At 52.0% G+C, this 25,260-nt stretch carries 32 protein-coding genes and 1 other annotated feature (1 of these 33 running past the window's edge); all 32 genes read left to right on the top strand.

Annotated elements, in window-relative coordinates; translation table 11 throughout:
- Positions 1 to 145: a sequence feature (ribosomal protein L10 leader region), on the top strand; it begins 19 nt to the left of the window's first position.
- Positions 146 to 192: 47 nt separating this feature from the next.
- The 32 genes from rplJ to secY all read left to right on the top strand — a co-directional run bounded on the left by rplJ (position 193) and on the right by secY (position 25,232).
- Entirely contained in the window at positions 193 to 693 is a 501-nt protein-coding gene (gene rplJ / locus B9L19_RS17950) for a 50S ribosomal protein L10 (RefSeq protein ID WP_011229610.1), read from the top strand.
- A gap of 54 nt (positions 694 to 747) precedes the next feature.
- Positions 748 to 1,116 (top strand): 50S ribosomal protein L7/L12, encoded by a 369-nt coding sequence (gene rplL / locus B9L19_RS17945; protein WP_012820484.1) that lies wholly within the window; start codon positions 748 to 750, stop codon positions 1,114 to 1,116.
- A gap of 111 nt (positions 1,117 to 1,227) precedes the next feature.
- Positions 1,228 to 1,830: a class I SAM-dependent methyltransferase gene (locus tag B9L19_RS17940; protein ID WP_025950557.1), complete on the top strand. Its 603-nt coding sequence runs from the start codon at positions 1,228 to 1,230 to the stop codon at positions 1,828 to 1,830.
- A gap of 413 nt (positions 1,831 to 2,243) precedes the next feature.
- A complete protein-coding gene (gene rpoB / locus B9L19_RS17935) occupies positions 2,244 to 5,816 on the top strand; it encodes a DNA-directed RNA polymerase subunit beta (protein WP_089114001.1) in 3,573 nt (1,190 codons plus the stop codon).
- Between the two features lie 92 nt (positions 5,817 to 5,908).
- Positions 5,909 to 9,508, top strand: a complete 3,600-nt coding sequence (rpoC, locus tag B9L19_RS17930) for a DNA-directed RNA polymerase subunit beta' (protein WP_025950559.1) — start codon at positions 5,909 to 5,911, stop codon at positions 9,506 to 9,508.
- Between the two features lie 134 nt (positions 9,509 to 9,642).
- Positions 9,643 to 9,891 (top strand): 50S ribosomal protein L7ae-like protein, encoded by a 249-nt coding sequence (locus B9L19_RS17925; protein WP_011229615.1) that lies wholly within the window; start codon positions 9,643 to 9,645, stop codon positions 9,889 to 9,891.
- A gap of 96 nt (positions 9,892 to 9,987) precedes the next feature.
- Positions 9,988 to 10,410, top strand: coding sequence for a 30S ribosomal protein S12 (rpsL, locus tag B9L19_RS17920; RefSeq protein WP_011229616.1), 423 nt, complete (start codon positions 9,988 to 9,990; stop codon positions 10,408 to 10,410).
- Positions 10,411 to 10,449: 39 nt separating this feature from the next.
- Positions 10,450 to 10,920 carry a 30S ribosomal protein S7 gene (gene rpsG, locus B9L19_RS17915; RefSeq protein WP_025950560.1) on the top strand — a complete coding sequence of 157 codons (471 nt, stop codon included), beginning with the start codon at positions 10,450 to 10,452 and terminating at the stop codon, positions 10,918 to 10,920.
- 180 nt (positions 10,921 to 11,100) lie between these two features.
- Positions 11,101 to 13,179, top strand: coding sequence for an elongation factor G (gene fusA / locus B9L19_RS17910; protein ID WP_025950561.1), 2,079 nt, complete (start codon positions 11,101 to 11,103; stop codon positions 13,177 to 13,179).
- 128 nt (positions 13,180 to 13,307) lie between these two features.
- Positions 13,308 to 14,495 (top strand): elongation factor Tu, encoded by a 1,188-nt coding sequence (gene tuf / locus B9L19_RS17905; protein ID WP_011229619.1) that lies wholly within the window; start codon positions 13,308 to 13,310, stop codon positions 14,493 to 14,495.
- Between the two features lie 296 nt (positions 14,496 to 14,791).
- Complete coding sequence (rpsJ, locus tag B9L19_RS17895; RefSeq protein WP_008881945.1) at positions 14,792 to 15,100, top strand: 30S ribosomal protein S10; 309 nt, start codon at positions 14,792 to 14,794, stop codon at positions 15,098 to 15,100.
- Positions 15,101 to 15,120: 20 nt separating this feature from the next.
- On the top strand, positions 15,121 to 15,762 hold the full coding sequence (gene rplC / locus B9L19_RS17890) for a 50S ribosomal protein L3 (protein WP_011229620.1): 642 nt from the start codon (positions 15,121 to 15,123) through the stop codon (positions 15,760 to 15,762).
- Between the two features lie 29 nt (positions 15,763 to 15,791).
- Positions 15,792 to 16,415: a 50S ribosomal protein L4 gene (gene rplD / locus B9L19_RS17885; protein ID WP_011229621.1), complete on the top strand. Its 624-nt coding sequence runs from the start codon at positions 15,792 to 15,794 to the stop codon at positions 16,413 to 16,415.
- On the top strand, positions 16,415 to 16,702 hold the full coding sequence (rplW, locus tag B9L19_RS17880) for a 50S ribosomal protein L23 (protein ID WP_011229622.1): 288 nt from the start codon (positions 16,415 to 16,417) through the stop codon (positions 16,700 to 16,702). The genes rplD and rplW overlap by 1 nt, the downstream gene beginning before the upstream one ends.
- Positions 16,703 to 16,729: 27 nt before the next feature.
- Positions 16,730 to 17,560: a 50S ribosomal protein L2 gene (gene rplB, locus B9L19_RS17875; protein ID WP_011229623.1), complete on the top strand. Its 831-nt coding sequence runs from the start codon at positions 16,730 to 16,732 to the stop codon at positions 17,558 to 17,560.
- Between the two features lie 33 nt (positions 17,561 to 17,593).
- Complete coding sequence (gene rpsS, locus B9L19_RS17870; protein ID WP_011229624.1) at positions 17,594 to 17,872, top strand: 30S ribosomal protein S19; 279 nt, start codon at positions 17,594 to 17,596, stop codon at positions 17,870 to 17,872.
- A gap of 18 nt (positions 17,873 to 17,890) precedes the next feature.
- Positions 17,891 to 18,232 carry a 50S ribosomal protein L22 gene (gene rplV, locus B9L19_RS17865; RefSeq protein WP_011229625.1) on the top strand — a complete coding sequence of 114 codons (342 nt, stop codon included), beginning with the start codon at positions 17,891 to 17,893 and terminating at the stop codon, positions 18,230 to 18,232.
- A 3-nt stretch (positions 18,233 to 18,235) separates the two neighbouring features.
- Positions 18,236 to 18,892, top strand: coding sequence for a 30S ribosomal protein S3 (gene rpsC / locus B9L19_RS17860; protein ID WP_047752422.1), 657 nt, complete (start codon positions 18,236 to 18,238; stop codon positions 18,890 to 18,892).
- 2 nt (positions 18,893 to 18,894) lie between these two features.
- Entirely contained in the window at positions 18,895 to 19,320 is a 426-nt protein-coding gene (gene rplP, locus B9L19_RS17855) for a 50S ribosomal protein L16 (RefSeq protein WP_011229627.1), read from the top strand.
- Positions 19,320 to 19,520, top strand: a complete 201-nt coding sequence (rpmC, locus tag B9L19_RS17850; RefSeq protein WP_011229628.1) for a 50S ribosomal protein L29 — start codon at positions 19,320 to 19,322, stop codon at positions 19,518 to 19,520. The genes rplP and rpmC overlap by 1 nt, the downstream gene beginning before the upstream one ends.
- A gap of 24 nt (positions 19,521 to 19,544) precedes the next feature.
- Positions 19,545 to 19,808, top strand: a complete 264-nt coding sequence (rpsQ, locus tag B9L19_RS17845) for a 30S ribosomal protein S17 (RefSeq protein WP_012820488.1) — start codon at positions 19,545 to 19,547, stop codon at positions 19,806 to 19,808.
- A 49-nt stretch (positions 19,809 to 19,857) separates the two neighbouring features.
- A complete protein-coding gene (gene rplN, locus B9L19_RS17840) occupies positions 19,858 to 20,226 on the top strand; it encodes a 50S ribosomal protein L14 (RefSeq protein ID WP_011229630.1) in 369 nt (122 codons plus the stop codon).
- Between the two features lie 36 nt (positions 20,227 to 20,262).
- The gene (gene rplX, locus B9L19_RS17835) at positions 20,263 to 20,574 is read left to right on the top strand and encodes a 50S ribosomal protein L24 (RefSeq protein WP_020754510.1); all 312 of its coding nucleotides are present in this window, start codon (positions 20,263 to 20,265) and stop codon (positions 20,572 to 20,574) included.
- Positions 20,575 to 20,601: 27 nt separating this feature from the next.
- Positions 20,602 to 21,141, top strand: a complete 540-nt coding sequence (gene rplE, locus B9L19_RS17830) for a 50S ribosomal protein L5 (RefSeq protein ID WP_012820489.1) — start codon at positions 20,602 to 20,604, stop codon at positions 21,139 to 21,141.
- A 29-nt stretch (positions 21,142 to 21,170) separates the two neighbouring features.
- Positions 21,171 to 21,356 (top strand): type Z 30S ribosomal protein S14, encoded by a 186-nt coding sequence (locus B9L19_RS17825; RefSeq protein ID WP_003247599.1) that lies wholly within the window; start codon positions 21,171 to 21,173, stop codon positions 21,354 to 21,356.
- A 33-nt stretch (positions 21,357 to 21,389) separates the two neighbouring features.
- Complete coding sequence (gene rpsH, locus B9L19_RS17820; RefSeq protein ID WP_012820490.1) at positions 21,390 to 21,788, top strand: 30S ribosomal protein S8; 399 nt, start codon at positions 21,390 to 21,392, stop codon at positions 21,786 to 21,788.
- A 32-nt stretch (positions 21,789 to 21,820) separates the two neighbouring features.
- A complete protein-coding gene (gene rplF, locus B9L19_RS17815) occupies positions 21,821 to 22,357 on the top strand; it encodes a 50S ribosomal protein L6 (protein WP_011229634.1) in 537 nt (178 codons plus the stop codon).
- A gap of 33 nt (positions 22,358 to 22,390) precedes the next feature.
- On the top strand, positions 22,391 to 22,753 hold the full coding sequence (rplR, locus tag B9L19_RS17810; RefSeq protein ID WP_011229635.1) for a 50S ribosomal protein L18: 363 nt from the start codon (positions 22,391 to 22,393) through the stop codon (positions 22,751 to 22,753).
- Between the two features lie 19 nt (positions 22,754 to 22,772).
- A complete protein-coding gene (gene rpsE, locus B9L19_RS17805; protein ID WP_011229636.1) occupies positions 22,773 to 23,273 on the top strand; it encodes a 30S ribosomal protein S5 in 501 nt (166 codons plus the stop codon).
- A gap of 13 nt (positions 23,274 to 23,286) precedes the next feature.
- Positions 23,287 to 23,475, top strand: a complete 189-nt coding sequence (gene rpmD, locus B9L19_RS17800; RefSeq protein ID WP_011229637.1) for a 50S ribosomal protein L30 — start codon at positions 23,287 to 23,289, stop codon at positions 23,473 to 23,475.
- Positions 23,476 to 23,499: 24 nt separating this feature from the next.
- The gene (gene rplO / locus B9L19_RS17795) at positions 23,500 to 23,940 is read left to right on the top strand and encodes a 50S ribosomal protein L15 (RefSeq protein ID WP_011229638.1); all 441 of its coding nucleotides are present in this window, start codon (positions 23,500 to 23,502) and stop codon (positions 23,938 to 23,940) included.
- Complete coding sequence (gene secY / locus B9L19_RS17790) at positions 23,940 to 25,232, top strand: preprotein translocase subunit SecY (RefSeq protein WP_012820491.1); 1,293 nt, start codon at positions 23,940 to 23,942, stop codon at positions 25,230 to 25,232. Before rplO ends, secY begins: the two co-directional genes overlap by 1 nt.
- Positions 25,233 to 25,260: the final 28 nt, after the last annotated feature.

Raw genomic sequence — 25,260 nt, 5'->3', positions numbered from 1 at the left:
CGTAGACAGTAGGTGCCTGTTTGAGGCTTAATTTCCTACCGAGGTATGTGGACGATAGAACAGCGCGCCCTACGTCGGGGACGAGCGGCGGTGCGTTGAACGACACCTCCATGTCTACGCGGCATGGAGGTTTTTTATTGAGCAGACGGTATAAGTGGTATTCTCTCATTTTTCTTACAGGAGGTGCAGGACGTGTCGAGCGCGATTGAACTGAAAAAACAAGTGGTGGCGGAAATCGCAGACAAATTCCGGGCCAGCAAGGCAACCGTCATCGTTGATTACCGCGGCTTGAACGTGGCGGAAATGACCGAGTTGCGCAAACAGCTGCGCGAGGCAGGCGTCGAGTTTAAAGTGTACAAAAACACCTTGACCCGCCGGGCGCTCGCGGAAGTCGGCTTGGAAGGACTGGATGAAGTGTTCACCGGTCCAAATGCCATCGCCTTCAGCAATGAAGATGTCGTGGCGCCGGCAAAAATTTTAAGCGAGTTTGCGAAAACGCATGAAGCATTGGAAATCAAAGGCGGCGTCATCGAAGGGAACATCGCCAGCAAAGAAGAAATCGATGCGTTGGCGAAACTCCCGTCCCGCGAAGGGTTGCTTTCGATGTTGCTTAGCGTTCTTCAAGCCCCGATCCGCAACTTTGCGCTTGCGATTAAAGCGGTGGCTGACAAGCAAGAGGAACAAGGCGCGTAATGGCGCATCGATATGTGCTTAACCATCATTCAGAAAACAAAGGAGGAAGTTGTGATGACGAAAGAACAAATCATTGAAGCAGTGAAAAATATGACCGTATTGGAATTAAACGAATTGGTGAAAGCGATCGAGGAAGAATTCGGCGTAACAGCTGCGGCTCCGGTTGTTGTCGCGGGCGGCGCAGCAGCTGGCGCTGAAGCAGCGGCAGAAAAAACGGAATTCGACGTCATTCTTGCCGACGCCGGCGCGCAAAAAATCAAAGTCATCAAAGTCGTTCGCGAAATCACTGGCCTCGGCCTGAAAGAGGCGAAAGACTTGGTCGACAACACCCCGAAGCCGATCAAAGAAGGCATTGCGAAAGAAGAAGCAGAAGAAATCAAAGCAAAACTCGAAGAAGCTGGCGCGAAAGTCGAAATCAAGTAATGGCTGCGCCATTGAAAAAAGAGGCTTGCCCGAAGCAAGGGACGGCCTCTTTTTTGTTACACTATATAACGGAAGGCCGTGCAGCCTGTCGACAAGGAGGAGGGGATGATGATGAGCGAGCATTATTACTCAGTCAATCCGAAGTCCGAGCGAAACCCGCAAACGTGGACGTACGTGTTGCGGGGGCATGAATTCCGCTTTACGACCGACAGCGGAGTGTTTTCAAAACGCGAAGTCGACTTTGGCACACGCCTGTTAATTGAAACGTTCGAGGAGCCGGGAGTGGCTGGGGATTGGTTGGATGTCGGCTGCGGATATGGGCCGATCGGGCTTGCCTTGGCCAAATCGTTTCCAAACCGGCGCGTTCACATGATTGATGTCAACGAGCGGGCGCTCGAACTGGCGCAGGAAAACAAGCAGGCAAACGGGATTGACAATGCGGTGATTTACAAAAGCGATCTTTTTTCGGAAGTCGGAGAACAGCGATTTGCAGCGGTCGTCACCAATCCGCCGATCCGGGCTGGCAAACGGGTCGTTTACGCGATTTTTGAACAAAGCCGCGATCATCTGCTCGATCATGGCGAGCTATGGGTCGTCATTCAAAAAAAGCAAGGCGCCCCATCGGCCTTGCAAAAGCTGAACGAATGCTTTCCCGCTGTAGAAGTCGTCGCGAAGAAAAAAGGATATTATATCATAAAGGCGAAAAAATGTTGACACCGTTTTTTTATTGTGGTAACATTATAAAATGCTAAATATGCACATTTCCCGTGCAGAGGGGATGACGTATAATTTTGGACGCAATGGAAACAATGATAAAATCAATAAACAACGAACCATATGGTTTTCTATTGGAATAGAAACCATTTTCTTTTTTTCTCCATTCAACTCAACGCCTGGTTTCCTCGCGCCGGGAGCGTGTTAAATCCCCTAAATGAAACGGCGGTGCACGCAACGAAGCCGTTTCCGCCCGGATGGCGGGGGCCGGCCGCATGCATGCCTAGTGCTTTGCCCCGGAATGACGGAGCGGCCAGTCCGCCTTGAAGGCATTGATTGCTAAGCAGAGCGGATGATGGAGCTGTTCCGGTTCCGGTTTTCACTAATGTCTACATTTGAGGGGTGAATCACTCTTGACAGGCCGACTAGTTCAATACGGGCGACACCGCCAACGCAGAAGCTATGCACGCATCAGCGAAGTGCTGGAATTGCCGAACTTGATCGAAATTCAAACGTCCTCCTACCAATGGTTTCTCGATGAAGGGCTGCGGGAAATGTTTAGGGAAATTTCCCCGATTGAAGACTTTTCCGGCAATCTCTCGCTTGAATTTATCGACTATAGTTTAGGAGAACCGAAATATACGGTCGAAGAGGCGAAAGAACGCGACGTTACATATGCGGCGCCGCTTCGCGTCAAAGTTCGCCTGATCAATAAAGAAACGGGCGAAGTGAAGGAACAAGACGTGTTTATGGGCGATTTTCCGCTCATGACGGAAACCGGAACGTTTATTATCAACGGGGCGGAACGCGTCATCGTTTCCCAGCTTGTCCGTTCGCCAAGCGTCTATTACAGCGACAAAGTTGATAAAAACGGCAAACGCGGCTACTCGGCGACAGTGATTCCGAACCGCGGCGCATGGCTTGAATATGAAACCGATGCGAAAGACGTCGTTTACGTTCGCATCGACCGCACCCGTAAACTGCCGGTTACGGTGCTTCTCCGTGCGCTTGGGTTCAGCTCCGACCAAGAAATCATCGATCTGCTCGGCGACAACGAATACTTGCGCAATACGCTCGAAAAAGATAATACCGACAGCACGGAAAAGGCGTTGATTGAAATATATGAGCGCCTCCGTCCGGGCGAGCCGCCGACGCTCGAGAACGCGAAAAGCTTGCTTGCGTCTCGCTTTTTTGACCCGAAACGCTACGATCTGGCCAGCGTCGGGCGCTATAAAATCAACAAAAAACTTCATATTAAAAACCGTTTGTTCAACCAGCGGCTGGCGGAAACGATCGTCGATCCGGAAACGGGCGAAGTCATCGCTGAAGCTGGAGCGATGATCGACCGCCGAACGCTGAATCGCCTGCTCCCGTATTTGGAAAAAGGGGTCGGCTTACAGACATACCGCCCGGCCGAAGGGGTGGTGGACGGGGACATTTCGGTGCAAACGATCAAAATTTATGCCCCGAATGACCCGGATGGCGAAAAAGTAATCAACGTCATCGGCAACGGCTTCATCGCCGAGGATGTCAAACATATTACACCGGCTGACATCATTGCGTCGATCAGCTATTTCTTCAACTTGCTCCACGGCGTCGGCGATACGGATGACATCGACCATTTAGGCAACCGCCGCCTCCGTTCGGTCGGCGAACTATTGCAAAACCAATTCCGCATCGGCCTGTCGCGCATGGAGCGCGTCGTGCGCGAGCGCATGTCGATCCAAGATACGAACACGATTACGCCGCAGCAACTGATCAACATCCGCCCAGTGATCGCGGCGATCAAAGAGTTTTTCGGCAGCTCGCAGCTGTCACAGTTCATGGATCAAACGAACCCATTGGTCGAACTGACGCATAAGCGGCGTCTGTCCGCGCTTGGCCCTGGCGGATTGACACGTGAGCGTGCTGGATTTGAGGTGCGCGACGTTCACTATTCGCACTACGGGCGGATGTGTCCGATTGAAACGCCGGAAGGTCCGAACATCGGACTCATCAACTCGCTGTCCACTTACGCGAAAGTGAACAAGTTCGGCTTTATTGAAACGCCATACCGGCGCGTCGATCCGGAAACAGGGCGGGTGACGGACCAAATCGATTATTTGACAGCCGATGAAGAGGACAATTACGTTGTAGCGCAGGCGAACGTACCGCTTGCGGAGGACGGCACGTTCCTTGAAGAAAACGTTGTCGCCCGTTTCCGCGGCGAGAACATCGTCGTCAAGCGCGATCGCGTCGACTACATGGACGTTTCGCCGAAGCAAGTCGTCTCGGCAGCGACAGCGTGCATCCCATTTTTGGAAAACGACGACTCGAACCGCGCGCTGATGGGAGCGAACATGCAGCGGCAAGCCGTGCCGCTGTTGGAACCGGAAGCGCCGATCGTTGGCACGGGGATGGAGTATGTTTCGGCGAAAGACTCGGGCGCAGCGGTCATTTGCAAGCACCGCGGCATCGTCGAGCGCGTCGAAGCAAAGGAAATTTGGGTGCGTCGGCTGATTGAAGTGGACGGCAAAGAAGTCAAGGGTGATCTAGATAAATATCGGTTGCTGAAATTCGTTCGTTCGAACCAAGGCACGTGCTACAACCAGCGGCCGATCGTGAAAAAAGGCGATATCGTTGAGAAGGGCGAAATTTTGGCCGATGGCCCGTCGATGGATAAAGGCGAATTGGCGCTTGGCCGCAACGTGCTTGTTGCCTTTATGACATGGGACGGCTACAACTACGAAGATGCGATCATCATGAGCGAACGGCTCGTCAAAGAAGACGTGTATACGTCAATCCATATTGAAGAGTATGAAGCCGAATCGCGCGATACGAAACTCGGTCCGGAAGAAATTACGCGCGACATTCCAAACGTCGGCGAGGATGCGCTGAAAAACTTGGATGAACGCGGCATCGTCCGCATCGGCGCAGAAGTGAAAGACGGCGACTTGCTCGTCGGCAAAGTGACGCCAAAAGGAATGACCGAGTTGACGGCGGAAGAGCGGCTTTTGCACGCGATCTTCGGTGAAAAAACGCGCGAGGTGCGTGATACGTCGTTGCGCGTCCCGCACGGCGGCGGCGGCATCGTCCTTGACGTGAAAGTGTTCAACCGCGAAGACGGCGACGAGCTTCCGCCGGGTGTCAATCAACTAGTGCGCGTCTATATTGTGCAAAAGCGGAAAATTTCCGAGGGCGACAAAATGGCAGGCCGCCACGGAAACAAAGGGGTTATTTCCCGCATTTTGCCGGAGGAAGATATGCCCTTCCTGCCGGATGGCACGCCGATTGATATCATGTTAAACCCGCTCGGCGTTCCGTCGCGGATGAACATCGGGCAAGTATTTGAGCTGCACCTTGGCATGGCGGCGAAAAAACTCGGCCTGCACATCGCCTCCCCGGTCTTTGACGGGGCGACGGGGGAAGACGTTTGGAACATCCTCGAAGAGGCAGGTCTAGCGCGCGATGCAAAAACGGTGCTGTATGACGGACGGACGGGTGAACCGTTTGATAACCGCGTGTCGGTTGGGATCATGTACATGATCAAGCTCGCCCACATGGTCGACGACAAGCTTCATGCCCGTTCCACCGGCCCATACTCACTCGTCACTCAACAGCCGCTTGGCGGCAAGGCGCAGTTCGGCGGCCAGCGCTTTGGTGAGATGGAAGTATGGGCGCTTGAGGCGTATGGGGCGGCATACACGCTTCAAGAAATTTTGACCGTCAAGTCCGACGATGTCGTCGGCCGTGTCAAAACGTACGAGGCGATCGTCAAAGGGGAAAACATTCCGGAGCCGGGTGTGCCGGAGTCGTTTAAAGTGTTGATCAAGGAGCTGCAAAGCTTGGGCATGGATGTCACGATTTTGACGAGCGATGAACAAGAAGTGAACATGGAAAACTTTGATGATGATGATGACCATGCACCGGATGCCCTCATGGTGGACGTCAAACCGGCCGAACGGGAAGAAGCCGGCGAAGAGAAAGATGCGGTGACGAAAGAATAAACCGGCCATAACGGCCAGGCGGGGAGCTGTTCCCCGCCATTGGCCGCTTGAGCGAACGGAAAACCGACGGATCAAAAAGGGAGGTATACCCCTTGCTAGATGTCAATAAGTTTGAGTACATGAAAATTGGGCTCGCTTCCCCGGAGAAAATTCGTTCTTGGTCGTATGGCGAAGTCAAAAAGCCGGAGACAATCAACTATCGGACGTTAAAGCCGGAAAAAGACGGCTTGTTTTGCGAGCGCATTTTCGGTCCGACGAAAGACTGGGAATGCCATTGCGGCAAATATAAACGCGTTCGCTACAAAGGCGTCGTCTGCGATCGCTGCGGCGTCGAAGTGACGCGCTCGAAAGTCCGCCGCGAACGGATGGGCCATATCGAGCTGGCTGCCCCGGTTTCGCACATCTGGTATTTCAAAGGCATCCCGAGCCGGATGGGATTGGTTCTTGACATGTCGCCGCGGGCACTCGAAGAGGTCATTTATTTTGCATCCTATGTCGTCACCGACCCGGGTGATACGCCGCTTGAGAAAAAGCAGCTGTTGTCGGAAAAGGAATACCGCGCCTATCGCGAGAAGTACGGTCAATCGTTCCAAGCGTCGATGGGGGCGGAGGCGATCAAAAAGCTGCTCCAAGACATTGATTTGGATAAAGAGGTGGCCGCGCTGAAAGAAGAGCTAAAAACGGCGCAAGGGCAACGGCGCGCCCGCATCATTAAGCGGCTTGAAGTGCTTGAAGCGTTCCGCAGTTCAGGGAACGATCCGGCATGGATGGTGCTTGATGTACTGCCAGTCATTCCGCCGGAGTTGCGCCCGATGGTTCAGCTTGACGGCGGGCGGTTTGCAACATCGGATTTGAACGATTTGTACCGCCGCGTCATCAACCGTAACAACCGGCTGAAACGGCTGCTTGATCTCGGTGCGCCGAACATTATCGTCCAAAATGAGAAGCGGATGCTGCAAGAGGCGGTTGATGCTTTGATCGATAACGGCCGCCGCGGCCGTCCGGTGACCGGTCCGGGGAACCGTCCGTTAAAATCGCTTTCTCATATGCTGAAAGGGAAGCAAGGGCGCTTCCGGCAAAACTTGCTCGGCAAACGCGTTGATTATTCCGGCCGCTCCGTCATCGTCGTCGGCCCAAACTTAAAAATGTATCAATGCGGGTTGCCGAAAGAAATGGCGCTCGAGCTGTTCAAGCCGTTCGTCATGAAGGAGCTTGTGGAGCGGGGGTTGGCGCATAACATTAAAAGCGCGAAACGGAAAATCGAGCGCGTCCATCCGGAAGTGTGGGATGTGCTTGAAGATGTCATCAAAGAACATCCGGTGCTGTTAAACCGCGCTCCGACGCTGCACCGTCTCGGCATTCAGGCGTTTGAACCAACGCTTGTGGAAGGGCGGGCGATCCGTCTTCATCCGCTTGTTTGCACGGCGTACAACGCTGACTTTGACGGCGACCAAATGGCGGTGCACGTGCCGCTGTCAGCTGAGGCGCAAGCCGAAGCGCGCTTGTTGATGTTGGCGGCGCAAAACATTTTGAACCCGAAAGATGGGAAGCCGGTCGTGACACCATCACAAGACATGGTGTTGGGCAACTACTACTTGACGATGGAGCGCGAGGGAGCCATCGGCGAAGGCATGGTGTTCAAAGACACGGACGAGGCGCTCCTTGCTTACCATAACGGCTACGTCCATCTCCATTCGCGCATCGCCATTCATGCCGGTTCGCTGAAAAACGAAACGTTTACCGAAGAGCAAAACAACAAGTTGCTCTTAACGACCGTCGGAAAGCTCATTTTCAACGAAATTTTGCCGAATTCGTTCCCGTACATCAACGAGCCGACGACGGAAAACATTGAAGGGCGGACGCCGGACAAGTACTTCCTTGACAAAGGGGTCAACGTGCGCGAAGAAATTCGCAAGCGCGAACTCGTGCCGCCGTTTAAGAAAAAAGTGCTCGGGCAAATTATCGCTGAAGTGTTCAAACGGTTCAAAATCACCGAAACATCGAAGATGCTCGACCGCATGAAAGACCTTGGCTTCCAATATTCGACGAAGGCCGGCATCACGATCGGCGTGGCCGATATCGTCGTCCTGCCGGAAAAACAAGAAATTTTGGATGAAGCGCAAGCGAAAGTCGATACGGTTTTGAAGCAGTTCCGCCGCGGCTTAATTACGGACGAAGAGCGGTACGAGCGCGTCATCTCCATCTGGAGCGCGGCGAAAGACAAAATTCAAGACCGGTTGATGAAGTCGCTTGATAAACGCAACCCGATCTTTATGATGAGCGATTCCGGAGCGCGCGGGAACGCGTCGAACTTTACGCAGCTTGCGGGGATGCGTGGTTTGATGGCCAACCCGGCCGGCCGGATCATTGAGCTGCCGATCAAGTCGTCGTTCCGCGAAGGCTTGACGGTATTGGAATACTTTATCTCGACGCACGGCGCGCGAAAAGGATTGGCGGATACGGCGCTCAAAACGGCCGACTCAGGCTATCTCACGCGCCGCCTTGTCGACGTGGCCCAAGACGTCATCGTCCGCGAAGAAGATTGCGGCACCGACCGCGGCATTTTGGCGCGGGCGCTGACGGATGGCACGGAAGTTGTCGTCAAGTTGGAAGAGCGGCTTGTCGGCCGCTATGCGCACAAAACGGTGCGCCATCCGGAAACGGGCGAAGTGATCGTCCGCAAAGACGAGATGATCACCGAAGATATCGCCAATGAGATCATGAAAGCCGGCATTACGGAAGTATGGATTCGCTCCGTATTCGCCTGCAACACGCGCCATGGCGTCTGCAAAAAATGTTACGGCCGCAACATGGCGACCGGCATGGACGTCGAAGTTGGCGAAGCCGTCGGCATTATCGCCGCTCAGTCGATCGGCGAGCCGGGCACGCAGCTGACAATGCGGACGTTCCATACAGGCGGCGTCGCCGGCGACGATATCACTCAAGGTTTGCCACGGGTGCAAGAGCTGTTTGAAGCGCGCAACCCGAAAGGGCAAGCGGTCATTTCGGAAATTGACGGCACGGTCATCTCGATTAACAAAACGCGTGACAACCAATATGAAGTTGTCGTGCAAGGTGAGGTTGAAACGCGGACATATGTAGCGCCGTACAACGCGCGGCTGAAAGTCGAAGAAGGTCAGCGCGTCGAACGAGGCCAAGAGCTGACAGAAGGCTCGGTCGACCCGAAACAGTTGTTGCGCGTGCGCGATATTACATCCGTTCAAGAGTACTTGCTCCGCGAAGTGCAAAAAGTGTACCGGATGCAAGGGGTGGAGATCAGCGACAAGCATATCGAGGTCATGGTGCGGCAAATGCTGCGCAAAGTGCGCGTCATCGATGCCGGCGACACCGATGTGCTGCCGGGTACGCTTTTGGATGTCCACCAGTTTACGGATGTCAACGCCAAAGCTCTTCGCGAAGGGAAACGGCCGGCGACGGCCCGCCAGGTGTTGCTCGGCATCACGAAAGCGTCGCTTGAGACGGATTCATTCTTGTCTGCTGCTTCGTTCCAAGAAACGACGCGCGTCTTGACCGATGCAGCGATCAAAGGAAAACGTGATGAATTGCTTGGCTTAAAAGAAAACGTCATTATCGGCAAACTCGTCCCGGCTGGAACCGGTATGGCCCGCTACCGGAAAGTGAAGCCGGCCGTCAAAAAGGAAACGGCTGGCGACACGGTGTCGTCCAAATAACGCGAACCAAGTGGCCGGCTAAGGCGCTCCTTGGCCGGCCATCATCTAATGAAAAATCCAGTTGACAATCGACAAAGAAAATGGTAGTCTAATAAAGGTGTTCCAACAACCTGGTACTTTGGAGGATATGTTACATGTCTTATGAAAAAGTATTACAGGCTGGAAAAATTGTCATTGGAACCAAACAAACGATAAGGGCTTTAAAGGAAGGGAAAGCAGCGGAAGTGATCGTGGCGGAGGATGCCGACTTGCCGATCATCGAAAAAGTGACCGCCGCCGCCAATGAGGCAAACGTGCCGGTCACAAAAGTCGATTCGATGAAAAAGCTTGGCAAGGCGTGCAAAATCCAAGTCGGCGCGGCCGCGGTGGCGATCCTTCGGTAACGTTTTGTCTTTCTCCCCTAAAACCTTTATTTGCATAAACGATGAACCACCTGGATATGTGGGCTTAAACGATACATGCGAAAGGAGGATCTTTTCATGCCTACAATCAACCAATTGGTCCGCAAAGGACGCGAGAAAAAAGTCGTTAAATCGAAATCTCCTGCGTTGAACAAAGGGTATAACAGCTTCAAAAAAGAGCAAACGAATGTGTCGTCTCCGCAAAAACGCGGCGTTTGCACGCGTGTCGGCACGATGACGCCGAAAAAACCGAACTCGGCGTTGCGGAAATACGCCCGTGTCCGCTTGACAAATGGGATTGAAGTTACGGCGTACATTCCGGGGATCGGCCATAACTTGCAAGAACACAGCGTTGTGCTCATCCGCGGCGGACGTGTCAAAGACTTGCCGGGGGTACGCTACCATATCATCCGTGGGGCGCTGGATGCTGCCGGCGTAGCGAACCGGATGCAAGGTCGTTCGAAATACGGCGCGAAAAAACCAAAAGCAGCGAAAAAATAATGAAATGAAGAGAATGTTTTCCTGAAGGGAGGAAACACTATGCCACGTAGAGGCCCTGTTGCTAAACGTGACGTACTGCCGGATCCGATTTACAATTCGAAGCTTGTTACCCGTTTGATCAATAAAATTATGATCGACGGCAAAAAATCAAAAGCGCAAAAAATTCTTTACACCGCGTTTGATATGATCCGTGAGCGCACGGGTAAAGATCCAATGGAAGTGTTTGAGCAAGCGTTGAAAAACGTGATGCCGGTGTTGGAAGTGCGCGCTCGCCGCGTTGGTGGGGCGAACTACCAAGTTCCGGTCGAGGTTCGTCCGGACCGCCGCGTTTCTCTCGGTTTGCGCTGGCTCGTGCAATATGCACGTCTTCGCAACGAAAAAACGATGGAAGAGCGCTTGGCAAATGAAATTATGGACGCTGCCAACAACACGGGTGCAGCGGTGAAAAAACGCGAAGATACGCATAAAATGGCTGAAGCGAACCGCGCGTTTGCCCATTACCGCTGGTAAGGAGCGTCGCCTAAAGGAAATAGGTGAGGAGGCACTGCGGTTGCCTATTCACCTATCTTCCTATATATTGCGGCCTTTCCGGTCGCGCGTGGGACAACTTCAAAGACAAGGGGATTGCGCCATCGATGGCGGCGCCATCTACTTATATTTCATATTTGAAGGAAGGAGAAAATAACCACTATGGCAAGAGAGTTCTCCTTGGAAAAAACTCGCAACATAGGGATTATGGCGCACATTGACGCCGGGAAAACGACGACGACGGAACGGATCTTGTTCTATACCGGTCGCGTTCATAAAATCGGGGAAGTGCATGAAGGTGCGGCCACGATGGACTGGATGGAACAAGAACAAGAGCGCGGAATTACGATCACGTCGGCGGCGACAACGGCGCAATGGAAAGGCCATCGCATCAATATCATCGACACGCCGGGGCACGTCGACTTTACGGTCGAGGTTGAGCGTTCGTTGCGCGTATTGGACGGGGCTATCACGGTCTTAGACGCGCAATCGGGTGTTGAGCCGCAAACGGAGACCGTTTGGCGCCAAGCGACGACATATGGCGTCCCGCGGATCGTGTTCGTCAACAAAATGGACAAAATCGGCGCCGATTTCTTGTATTCGGTGAAAACGCTCCATGACCGCCTGCAAGCGAACGCCCATCCGGTGCAACTGCCGATCGGCGCTGAAGATCAATTCTCCGGCATTATTGACTTGGTCGAAATGTGCGCGTACCATTACCATGATGAGCTTGGCAAAAACATTGAGCGCATTGACATTCCGGAAGAATACCGCGAGATGGCAGAAGAGTACCATAACAAGCTGATTGAGGCGGTCGCTGAGCTGGACGAAGAATTAATGATGAAATATTTAGAAGGGGAAGAAATCTCGACGGAAGAGCTGAAGGCTGCCATCCGCAAAGCGACGATCAGTGTTGAATTCTTCCCAGTCTTCTGCGGCTCGGCATTCAAAAACAAAGGTGTTCAGCTGCTTCTTGACGGTGTTGTCGACTACTTGCCGTCTCCGGTTGACATCCCGGCGATTCGCGGCGTTGTTCCGGATACCGAAGAAGAGGTGACACGTGAAGCAAACGATGACGCTCCGTTTGCCGCTTTGGCATTTAAAATCATGACTGACCCGTATGTCGGGAAATTGACGTTTATTCGCGTCTACTCTGGAACACTTGATTCCGGTTCATATGTGATGAACACGACGAAAGGGAAGCGTGAACGAATCGGCCGCTTGTTGCAAATGCACGCAAACCACCGTCAAGAAATTTCGAAAGTCTATGCCGGTGATATTGCCGCAGCGGTAGGTTTAAAAGATACGACGACCGGTGATACTCTATGTGATGACAAGCATCCTGTCATTTTAGAGTCGATGCAATTCCCAGAACCGGTCATTTCAGTGGCAATTGAGCCGAAGTCGAAAGCTGACCAAGACAAAATGAGTCAAGCGTTGCAAAAATTACAAGAAGAAGACCCGACTTTCCGCGCTCACACCGACCCGGAAACGGGACAAACGATCATCTCCGGAATGGGCGAGCTGCATCTTGACATCATCGTCGACCGGATGCGCCGTGAGTTCAAAGTCGAAGCGAACGTCGGGGCGCCGCAAGTTGCCTACCGCGAAACGTTCCGCAAATCGGCGCAAGTCGAAGGCAAATTCATCCGTCAATCCGGCGGCCGCGGTCAATACGGCCACGTTTGGATCGAGTTTTCGCCGAACGAGCGCGGCAAAGGCTTCGAATTCGAGAACGCCATCGTCGGTGGGGTTGTTCCGAAAGAGTATGTGCCGGCCGTCCAAGCTGGATTGGAAGAAGCGATGCAAAACGGCGTCTTAGCCGGCTATCCGGTTGTCGACATTAAAGCGAAACTGTTCGACGGATCGTACCACGATGTCGACTCGAGCGAAATGGCATTCAAAATCGCTGCGTCCTTGGCATTGAAAAATGCCGCGACGAAGTGCGATCCGGTTCTTTTGGAACCGATCATGAAAGTCGAAGTTGTCATCCCTGAAGAGTACCTCGGTGACATCATGGGCGACATCACGTCCCGTCGCGGCCGCATCGAGGGGATGGAAGCGCGCGGCAACGCCCAAGTTGTCCGGGCGATGGTGCCGTTGGCTGAAATGTTCGGTTACGCGACATCGCTCCGTTCGAACACGCAAGGACGCGGAACGTTCTCGATGGTGTTTGACCACTATGAAGAAGTTCCGAAAAACATCGCCGATGAAATTATCAAAAAAAATAAAGGCGAATAATTGATTTCTCTTGCTAGTTTCGCTATAAATACTTATGTAAGTAAGACTTGGGAACATTTTGTTCCCAAGCATCCTATACTTACCCAACCATATAAATTCATATCTTACTTTTAAGGAGGATATCTCTCATGGCTAAAGCGAAATTTGAGCGCACGAAACCGCACGTCAACATTGGCACGATCGGCCACGTTGACCACGGGAAAACGACGTTGACAGCTGCGATCACGACGGTTTTGGCGAAACAAGGCAAAGCCGAAGCAAAAGCGTACGACCAAATCGACGCTGCTCCGGAAGAGCGTGAACGCGGGATTACGATTTCGACGGCGCACGTTGAGTATGAAACGGATGCTCGCCACTATGCGCACGTTGACTGCCCGGGCCACGCTGACTACGTCAAAAACATGATCACGGGCGCGGCGCAAATGGACGGCGCGATCCTTGTTGTATCGGCGGCTGACGGTCCGATGCCGCAAACGCGCGAACACATTCTTCTCTCCCGCCAAGTCGGTGTTCCGTACATCGTTGTATTCTTGAACAAATGCGACATGGTGGACGACGAAGAATTGCTTGAACTTGTTGAAATGGAAGTTCGCGATCTTCTCTCTGAATACGACTTCCCAGGCGATGAAGTGCCGGTCATCAAAGGTTCGGCATTAAAAGCGCTTGAAGGCGACCCGCAATGGGAAGAAAAAATCATTGAACTGATGAATGCGGTTGACGAATACATCCCGACGCCGCAACGTGAAGTGGATAAACCGTTCATGATGCCAATCGAGGACGTCTTCTCGATCACGGGCCGCGGTACGGTTGCAACAGGCCGTGTTGAACGCGGTACGTTGAAAGTTGGCGACCCGGTTGAAATCATCGGTTTGTCGGATGAGCCGAAAACGACGACCGTTACGGGTGTAGAAATGTTCCGCAAACTTCTCGATCAAGCGGAAGCCGGCGACAACATCGGTGCGCTTCTCCGCGGCGTATCTCGTGATGAAGTCGAGCGCGGCCAAGTATTGGCGAAACCTGGTTCGATCACGCCGCACACGAAATTCAAAGCGCAAGTATACGTCCTGACGAAAGAAGAAGGCGGACGCCATACTCCGTTCTTCTCGAACTACCGTCCGCAATTCTACTTCCGTACGACGGACGTAACGGGCATCATCACGCTTCCGGAAGGCGTCGAAATGGTTATGCCTGGCGACAACGTTGAAATGACGGTGGAACTGATCGCCCCGATCGCGATCGAAGAAGGTACGAAATTCTCGATCCGCGAAGGCGGCCGTACGGTCGGCGCTGGCTCTGTATCGGAAATCATCGAGTAATCACGGCAAAAAAGGGTGTCCAGCAATGGACATCCTTTTTTTAATGCCATCTTGACCTTCAGATTGGCGGCTGTGTTGAAAACGGGATGGCGGCTATGTATAATAGAAGAAGTGTGGGAAAAGCAAAGAAATCACTTGCAATCTTGCTTACATACCAGTATAATATCAAATGTTGGTCTTTGACTGCGATGAAGCGGAAGGTTGCTGACACACCCGGCCGCTTTGCCACGGCGGTGTGCAGGAAATTTCCGTGGAGAAGTCTATTTTCAAAATAGGCGAAGAAGGAGGGAAACCAAATGGCAAAAGAAAAAATTCGCATTCGTTTAAAAGCTTACGATCATCGAATTTTAGACCAATCGGCGGAGAAAATTGTGGAAACCGCAAAACGTTCCGGGGCAAAAGTGTCGGGGCCGATCCCGCTGCCGACGGAAAGAACGGTGTATACGATCTTGCGTGCCGTTCATAAATACAAAGACTCCCGTGAACAATTCGAAATGCGGACGCATAAACGTTTGATCGACATCATCAACCCGACTCCGCAAACGGTTGATTCGTTAATGCGTCTCGATTTGCCGTCGGGCGTTGATATTGAAATTAAACTTTGATCGACTGGGAGGTGTGACACATGACGAAAGGAATCTTAGGAAGAAAGATCGGTATGACGCAAATATTTGCGGAAAATGGCGATTTGATTCCGGTAACCGTCATCCATGCGACGCCGAACGTCGTCCTGCAAAAGAAAACGATCGAAAACGACGGTTACGAAGCGATCCAATTAGGTTTTGAAGATATTAGCGAAAAACGCGCCAATAAACCGCAAATTGGCCATGCTGCCAAAGCGAACACGGCACCTAAGCGCTTCATTCGTGAAATCCGCGGCGCCAACATCGATGAATATGAAGTTGGCCAAGAAGTGAAAGTTGACATTTTCAGCGAAGGCGAAATTGTCGATGTCACGGGCATTTCGAAAGGGAAAGGTTTCCAAGGGGCGATCAAACGCCACGGTCAATCACGCGGACCAATGGCTCACGGTTCCCGTTATCATCGCCGTCCGGGTTCGATGGGGTCCATCGCGCCAAACCGCGTTTTCAAAACGAAAAACTTGCCGGGCCGCATGGGCGGTGAGCGCGTGACGATCCAAAACTTGAAAATCGTGAAAGTGGATCCGGAGCGCAACTTGTTGCTCATTAAAGGCAATGTGCCGGGTCCGAGAAAAGGCTTAGTCATCGTCAAAAGCGCCGTGAAAGCGGCGAAGAAGGCGAAATAACATCCGGCCAAGAAAGGAGGAACTACGTAATGCCAAAAGTAGCATTATACAACCAAAACGGTCAGACGGTCGGCGAAATCGAGTTGAACGACGCCGTTTTTGGAATTGAACCAAATAAGCATGTGTTGTTCGAAGCAGTGATTATGCAACGCGCCTCGATGCGTCAAGGAACGCATAAAACGAAAAACCGCGCTGAAGTGAGCGGCGGCGGCCGCAAGCCATGGCGCCAAAAAGGGACAGGACGCGCCCGTCAAGGTTCGATTCGCGCTCCGCAATGGCGCGGCGGCGGTACGGTCTTTGGTCCAGTTCCGCGCAGCTACAGCTACAAACTTCCGAAAAAAGTTCGCCGTTTAGCGATCAAATCGGCATTGTCTTCGAAAGTGCTCGAAAACGACATCGTTGTATTGGATCAATTGTCGCTTGAGGCACCGAAGACGAAGGAAATGGTCAAAATTTTAAACAATCTCTCGGTGGATCGGAAAGCACTCATTGTGACCGACGAGCTGAATGAGAATGTATATCTGTCGGCGCGCAACATTCCGGGCGTCAAAGTGGTGGCAGCCAACGGCATCAATGTGCTCGATGTGCTCAACCATGACAAACTCGTCATTACGAAGGCGGCCGTGGAGAAAGTAGAGGAGGTGCTTGCATAATGAAAGACCCCCGCGACATTATTAAGCGCCCCATCATCACGGAAAATACAATGAATTTGATCGGGCAAAAAAAATATACGTTTGAGGTCGACGTCAAAGCGAACAAGACGGAAGTGAAAGACGCCGTCGAGAAAATTTTTGGCGTTAAAGTAGCCAAAGTGAACATCATGAACTATAAAGGGAAATTTAAACGCGTCGGCCGCTACAGCGGCTATACGAACCGCCGCCGCAAAGCGATCGTCACGCTGACGCCGGACAGCAAAGAGATCGAACTGTTTGAAGTGTAACATAAACGATGAAGGAGGGACATTCCGATGGCGATCAAAAAGTACAAACCGACATCGAACGGCCGTCGCGGCATGACGGTGCTTGATTTCTCGGAAATTACGACGGATCAGCCGGAAAAATCGCTGCTTGCTCCGTTAAAGAAAAAGGCGGGCCGCAACAATCAAGGGAAAATTACGGTGCGCCATCAAGGCGGCGGCCATAAACGCCAATATCGGATTATCGACTTTAAACGCGACAAAGACGGAATTCCAGGACGCGTTGCTACGATTGAATACGATCCGAACCGTTCTGCCAATATCGCGCTTATCAACTATGCAGACGGTGAAAAACGCTACATTATCGCGCCGAAAAACTTGAAAGTCGGCATGGAAATCATGTCCGGTCCGGATGCGGACATTAAAATCGGCAATGCGCTTCCGCTTGAGAACATCCCAGTCGGTACGCTCGTCCACAACATTGAGCTGAAACCGGGCCGCGGCGGACAATTGGTGCGTGCAGCTGGTACGTCGGCGCAAGTGCTTGGGAAAGAAGGAAAATACGTCATCGTTCGTTTGGCTTCCGGCGAAGTGCGCATGATTTTAGGCAAATGCCGTGCAACGGTTGGTGAAGTCGGCAACGAGCAACACGAGCTCGTCAACATCGGGAAAGCAGGACGCGCCCGCTGGTTGGGGATTCGCCCGACAGTTCGCGGTTCGGTTATGAACCCGGTTGACCATCCGCACGGCGGTGGTGAAGGGAAAGCGCCAATCGGACGCAAATCGCCGATGACACCATGGGGCAAACCGACTCTTGGATACAAAACACGCAAAAAGAAAAACAAATCGGATAAATTCATCATCCGTCGCCGCAAGAAATAATGAACGAGCGCAATTCAGAAGGGAGGTTCACTTATGGGTCGCAGCTTGAAAAAAGGTCCGTTTTGCGATGAGCATTTGATGAAAAAAATCGAAAAACTGAATGCAACAGGGCAAAAACAAGTGATCAAAACGTGGTCTCGCCGTTCGACGATCTTCCCGCAGTTTGTCGGGCATACGATCGCGGTGTACGATGGCCGCAAACATGTTCCGGTCTACATCACGGAAGACATGGTCGGGCACAAACTCGGCGAATTTGCGCCGACGCGTACGTTCCGCGGCCATGCTGGCGATGACAAGAAAACGAAACGGTAATGAGAGGAGGTTCTAGATATGCAAGCTAAAGCTGTTGCCAGAACCGTTCGCATCGCTCCTCGTAAAGCGCGCTTAGTCATTGACCTGATTCGCGGGAAGGAAGTGGGCGAAGCGTTCGCGATTTTGCGCCATACACCAAAAGCAGCTTCCCCGATCATTGAGAAAGTGTTGAAATCAGCAGTTGCCAACGCTGAACACAACTATGACATGGACGTCAACAACTTGGTCATTACTCAAGCGTATGTCGACGAGGGCCCGACGCTGAAACGGTTCCGTCCGCGTGCCATGGGACGGGCAAGCGCCATTAACAAACGCACAAGCCATATTACGATCGTCGTTTCAGAAAAGAAGGAGGGATAATCCGTGGGTCAAAAGGTCAACCCGATCGGTCTGCGCATCGGCATCATTCGTGACTGGGAATCGAGATGGTATGCGGAAAAAGACTATGCAGATCTGTTGCACGAAGACTTGAAAATCCGTGAATACATTAACAAACGCCTGCAAGACGCGGCCGTCTCCCGCGTGGAGATTGAACGGGCAGCCAACCGCGTCAACGTAACGATCCATACCGCCAAACCGGGCATGGTCATCGGGAAAGGCGGTTCGGAAGTGGAAGCGCTCCGTAAAGCGCTCGCGCAATTGACCGGTAAACGCGTCCATATCAACATTGTCGAAATCAAAAAACCAGACTTGGATGCACGTCTTGTTGCTGAAAATATCGCTCGTCAGCTTGAAAACCGCGTATCGTTCCGCCGGGCGCAAAAACAAGCGATCCAACGTGCGATGCGCGCTGGGGCGAAAGGGATCAAAACGATGGTATCCGGCCGTTTGGGCGGGGCTGACATCGCTCGTTCGGAGCATTACAGCGAAGGGACGGTTCCACTCCATACGCTGCGCGCTGACATTGACTATGGAACGGCAGAAGCCGATACGACGTACGGAAAAATCGGCGTGAAAGTATGGATTTATCGTGGAGAAGTCCTTCCGACCAAGAAAAAAGATGAGGAAGGAGGAAAATAATCATGTTAATGCCAAAACGCGTCAAATATCGCCGTGAACATCGCGGACGGATGAAAGGCCGGGCGAAAGGCGGCACGGAAGTTCATTTCGGTGAATTTGGGTTGCAAGCATTAGAATCAGCTTGGATTACGAACCGGCAAATCGAAGCAGCCCGTCGGGCGATGACCCGGTACATGAGACGGGGCGGGAAAGTATGGATCCGCATTTTCCCTTCCAAACCGTATACGGCAAAACCGCTTGAAGTGCGGATGGGTTCTGGTAAAGGGGCGCCGGAAGGCTGGGTCGCCGTTGTCAAACCAGGCAAAGTGATGTTTGAAGTGGGCGGTGTTTCTGAGGAAGTGGCACGTGAAGCATTGCGTCTCGCTTCTCACAAACTTCCGATCAAATGCAAATTTGTAAAACGTGAAGAAACTGGTGGTGAAGCGTAATGAAAGCGAAAGAAATCCGTGAGTTGACCACTGCCGAGATCGAACAAAAAATTAAGGCATTGAAGGAAGAATTGTTCAACCTTCGCTTCCAACTGGCCACAGGTCAATTGGAAAACACAGCGCGCATCCGCCAAGTGCGCAAAGACATTGCCCGCATGAAAACGATTATTCGCGAACGTGAGCTCGCTGCCAATAAATAATGTGTTTGAGAGGAGGTTTGTGGAATGAGCCAACGCAATCAACGCAAAGTGTACGTCGGGCGGGTTGTATCGGACAAAATGGACAAAACGATCACCGTGTTGGTCGAAACGTACAAAAAACATCCGCTGTACGGCAAACGCGTGAAATATTCAAAAAAATATAAAGCGCATGATGAACATAACATCGCGAAAGTCGGCGATATCGTGAAAATTATGGAAACTCGCCCGCTGTCGGCCACAAAACGCTTCCGCTTAGTGGAAGTCATCGAAAAATCGGTTGTTCTGTAATCGTTCTTCACTTAGTTCGGAGAGATAATTCCGAAAGGAGGTTTCGTCGATGATTCAACAAGAATCTCGCTTGAAAGTAGCTGATAACTCTGGTGCACGCGAAGTGCTTGTCATTAAAGTGCTCGGAGGCTCGGGTCGCCGCTATGCGAACATCGGCGACGTCGTTGTGGCGACGGTCAAAGATGCGACACCAGGTGGCGTTGTTAAAAAAGGTCAAGTCGTGAAAGCAGTTGTTGTTCGTACGAAACGCGGGGTGCGCCGTCCGGACGGTTCGTACATCCGCTTTGACGAAAACGCCTGCGTCATCATCCGCGATGACAAAAGCCCGCGCGGCACGCGGATTTTCGGACCGGTTGCCCGTGAATTGCGCGATAAAGACTTCATGAAAATCATTTCTTTAGCTCCGGAAGTTATTTAATGGAACGGAACAGCGTTTCAAGGAGGTGCGAATGCGATGCATGTAAAAAAAGGCGATAAAGTGCAAGTAATCTCCGGCAAAGACAAAGGCAAGCAAGGCGTCATTCTGGCGGCGTTTCCGAAGAAAAACCGCGTCATCGTCGAGGGCGTCAATATTGTGAAAAAGCATGCGAAACCGTCGCAAGCGAACCCGCAAGGCGGCATCATTGAGAAAGAAGCGCCGATCCACGTTTCGAAAGTCATGCCGCTCGACCCGAAAACGGGTGAACCGACGCGCATCGGCTACAAAATGGTCGATGGCAAAAAAGTGCGCTATGCGAAAAAATCCGGCGAGATTTTGGATAAATAACCGTGACGCAGGAAGGGAGGTACTTTTATGAACCGCCTGAAAGAGAAGTATGTAAACGAAGTCGTACCTGCTCTCATGAGCAAGTTCAACTATAAATCGATCATGCAAGTGCCAAAAATCGAAAAAATTGTCATCAACATGGGTGTCGGCGATGCGGTGCAAAACCCGAAAGCATTAGACAGCGCCGTTGAAGAGCTGACGCTGATCGCCGGTCAGCGTCCGGTGGTAACGCGTGCGAAAAAATCGATCGCCGGCTTCCGTCTTCGCCAAGGGATGCCAATCGGTGCGAAAGTGACGCTGCGCGGCGAACGGATGTATGAGTTTCTCGATAAGTTGATTTCGGTCTCGCTTCCGCGCGTGCGCGACTTCCGCGGCGTATCGAAAAAGTCGTTTGACGGCCGCGGCAACTATACGCTCGGCATTAAAGAACAGCTCATTTTCCCTGAGATTGACTACGATAAAGTGAACAAAGTGCGCGGCATGGACATCGTGATCGTCACAACGGCCAACACGGATGAAGAAGCTCGTGAACTGCTGGCGTTGCTCGGCATGCCATTCCAAAAATAATGATCCCATAACGCAAGGGAGGCGAAATCGTGGCTAAAAAATCGATGATCGCGAAACAAAAACGGACGCCGAAGTTTAAAGTGAGAGCGTACACCCGTTGCGAGCGCTGCGGCCGCCCGCACTCGGTCTATCGCAAATTCAAATTGTGCCGTATTTGTTTCCGTGAGCTCGCATACAAAGGTCAACTTCCAGGCATCAAAAAAGCCAGCTGGTAATCAACCCATTGATTGGGAAGGAGGTAAAACATAATGGTGATGACAGATCCAATTGCTGATATGCTGACTCGCATCCGCAATGCGAATATGGTGCGTCACGAAAAGCTCGAAGTCCCGGCTTCGAAAATCAAGCGGGAAATCGCGGAAATTTTAAAGCGCGAAGGGTTTATTCGTGATTATGAATATATCGAAGACAACAAACAAGGCATTCTCCGCATCTTCTTGAAATACGGTCCGAACAACGAACGTGTCATTACCGGGCTGAAACGCATCAGCAAACCCGGCTTGCGCGTTTACGTCAAAGCCCATGAAGTGCCGCGCGTCTTAAACGGCTTAGGGATCGCGATTCTTTCGACATCGCAGGGCATCTTAACAGACAAAGAAGCACGGCAAAAAGGCACGGGCGGCGAAGTAATCGCCTACGTTTGGTAATCTATCTGCTCAAGAATGGAGGTGTTTTTGACATGTCACGTGTCGGCAAAAAACCAATTGAAATTCCTGCCGGTGTCACCGTTACGGTCAACGGCAACACGGTTACGGTCAAAGGGCCGAAAGGGGAGCTGACCCGCACGTTCCATCCAGATATGACGATCACGGTGGAGGGCAATGTCATCACGGTTACGCGTCCAAGCGATGAAAAACATCATCGTGCGCTCCATGGCACGACGCGCAGCTTGCTCGCCAACATGGTCGAAGGCGTTTCGAAAGGTTATGAAAAAGCGCTCGAACTCGTTGGTGTCGGGTACCGGGCGTCGAAACAAGGGAAAAAGCTTGTATTGAGCGTCGGTTATTCTCATCCGGTAGAAATTGAGCCGGAAGAAGGGCTTGAAATTGAAGTGCCATCCCAAACGAAAATCATCGTCAAAGGGGCAGACAAACAGCGCGTCGGCGAACTGGCCGCCAACATTCGCGCCGTACGTCCGCCAGAGCCGTATAAAGGCAAAGGCATCCGCTACGAAGGTGAATTGGTGCGCTTGAAAGAAGGCAAAACTGGTAAATAACGCGGCATAGCGAAGCGAAAGGAGTGACATTCGATGATCACGAAAGTGGACCGAAACGCGGTTCGGAAGAAAAGACACGCGCGCATCCGCAAAAAAATCTTCGGCACGGCTGAACGTCCGCGGTTGAGCGTGTTCCGTTCCAATAAACATATTTACGCGCAAATTATCGATGATACAAAATCGTCAACGATCGTCAGCGCCTCGACGTTGGATAAAGAGTTTGGCTTAGATTCGACGAACAACATTGAGGCAGCGAAAAAAGTCGGCGAACTTGTCGCCAAACGTGCGTTGGAAAAAGGCATTAAAAAAGTCGTGTTCGACCGTGGCGGGTATTTATATCACGGACGGGTAAAAGCATTGGCAGACGCCGCCCGCGAAGCCGGCTTGGAATTCTAATTACAAAGGAGGGACAACGATGCGTCGTATCGATCCAAACAAACTTGAATTGGAAGAGCGTGTAGTCGCGGTCAACCGTGTAGCAAAAGTCGTGAAAGGCGGACGTCGCCTGCGCTTTTCAGCTCTCGTCGTCGTCGGCGATAAAAACGGCCATGTCGGATTTGGCACCGGAAAAGCACAAGAGGTTCCAGAAGCGATCCGCAAAGCCATTGAAGATGCGAAGAAAAACTTAATTGAAGTGCCGATCGTCGGCACAACGATTCCGCATGAAGTCATCGGCCATTTCGGTGCCGGGGAAATCATTTTGAAACCCGCTTCCGAAGGTACCGGGGTCATCGCTGGGGGTCCGGCGCGTGCTGTATTAGAGCTGGCGGGCATCAGCGACATCTTGTCGAAATCGATCGGTTCCAACACGCCAATCAACATGGTGCGCGCAACGTTTGATGGGCTGAAACAATTAAAACGCGCCGAAGACGTAGCGAGATTGCGCGGCAAAACAGTCGAGGAACTGTTAGGATAAGGAGGGAACGATCATGGCAAAAAAACTGGCGATTACCCTCACGCGCAGCGTGATTGGCCGTCCGGAAGACCAACGCGTTACCGTCAGAACGCTCGGCCTGCGAAAAATGCACCAAACGGTCATCCACAATGACAATCCTGCGATCCGCGGGATGATCAACAAAGTGGCCCACCTTGTCAAAGTCAAAGAAATTGAAGAATAATGAATCATAAGGAGGTGCTTTGCCATGAAACTTCATGAATTGCAACCAGCGCCGGGATCCCGAAAGAAAGCTGTGCGCGTCGGCCGCGGGATCGGTTCGGGCAACGGCAAAACGTCCGGCCGCGGTCAAAAAGGTCAAAATGCTCGCTCAGGTGGAGGAGTTCGTCTTGGGTTTGAAGGCGGTCAAACTCCGCTGTTCCGCCGTTTGCCGAAACGAGGATTTACGAACATCAATCGGAAAGAGTATGCGGTTGTGAATCTGGAAAAACTGAATCGTTTTGAAGACGGAACGGAAGTGACGCCGGAATTGCTTCTTGAGACGGGCGTCATCAGCAAGTTGAAATCGGGTGTGAAAATTTTGGGCAAAGGCCAAATCGAGAAAAAGCTGACGGTCAAAGCGCATAAGTTCTCGGCATCGGCGAAAGAGGCCATTGAGGCGGCTGGCGGTAAAACTGAGGTGATTTAATGTTTCGGACAATCTCCAACTTTATGCGCGTCAGTGATATTCGAAACAAAATTATTTTCACTCTTCTTATGTTGATCGTGTTCCGCATTGGAACGTTCATCCCTGTTCCGGGCGTGAACGCGGATGTGTTAAAACTGCAAGATGAATTGAATGCATTCGGCGTCCTGAACATTTTCGGCGGCGGGGCGCTGCGAAACTTTTCGATTTTTGCCATGGGGGTTATGCCCTATATCACGGCATCGATTATCGTCCAGCTGCTGCAAATGGACGTTGTTCCCAAATTTACGGAGTGGTCGAAGCAAGGAGAGGTTGGGCGGCGTAAATTAGCTCAGTTTACCCGCTATTTCACGGTCGTGCTCGGATTTATCCAAGCCATCGGCATGTCGTACGGCTTTAACAACTTGGCTGGCGGGATGCTCATTCGAAATCCGGGCATCGGCACGTATTTGTTGATCGCGGTTGTCTTGACCGCCGGCACCGCATTTTTAATGTGGCTCGGCGAACAGATCACCGCGAAAGGCGTGGGCAATGGCATTTCGATCATTATTTTCGCCGGGATTGTCTCAGGCATTCCGACGGTCTTGAACCAAATTTACGCCCAACAGTTTGAAAATGTCGGGGAAGATGTGTTTTTGCGCATCGTCCGGCTCCTGCTTGTGGCGTTGGCGGTCGTTGCCGTCATCGTTGGTGTCATTTACATCCAGCAGGCGTTCCGGAAAATTCCGATTCAATACGCAAAGCGGCTTGAGGGCCGAAGCCCGGTGGGCGGCCACTCGACTCATTTGCCGCTCAAAGTGAACCCAGCGGGAGTCATTCCGGTCATTTTCGCTGTATCGTTTTTGATTGCACCACCGACCATTGCATCGTTTTTTGGCACGAATGATGTAACATTGTGGATTCGCCGAACGTTTGATTATACGCACCCGGTTGGGATGATCATTTACGTCGTGCTCATCATCGCGTTTACGTACTTTTATGCGTTTGTTCAAGTCAATCCGGAGCAGATGGCGGACAACTTGAAAAAACAAGGCGGCTACATCCCAGGTATTCGCCCTGGGAAAAATACACAAGAGTACGTGACGAGAATTTTATACCGGCTGACGCTGGTCGGATCAATCTTTTTGGCGGTTGTCGCTGTGCTGCCGGTGTTCTTTGTGAACTTTGCCAACTTGCCGTCTTCCGCACGAATCGGCGGTACGAGCTTGCTTATTGTCGTCGGCGTGGCGCTTGAGACGATGAAACAGCTTGAGAGCCAGCTGGTGAAACGCCATTACCGTGGATTCATCAAATAAAGAAGGCAAGAACGGACGTCCCTTGCCG

Origin of the sequence: Geobacillus thermocatenulatus (assembly GCF_002217655.1) — a bacterium.
GTDB lineage: Bacteria > Bacillota > Bacilli > Bacillales > Anoxybacillaceae > Geobacillus > Geobacillus thermocatenulatus.
This window is presented reverse-complemented; position numbering and strand designations above follow the sequence as displayed.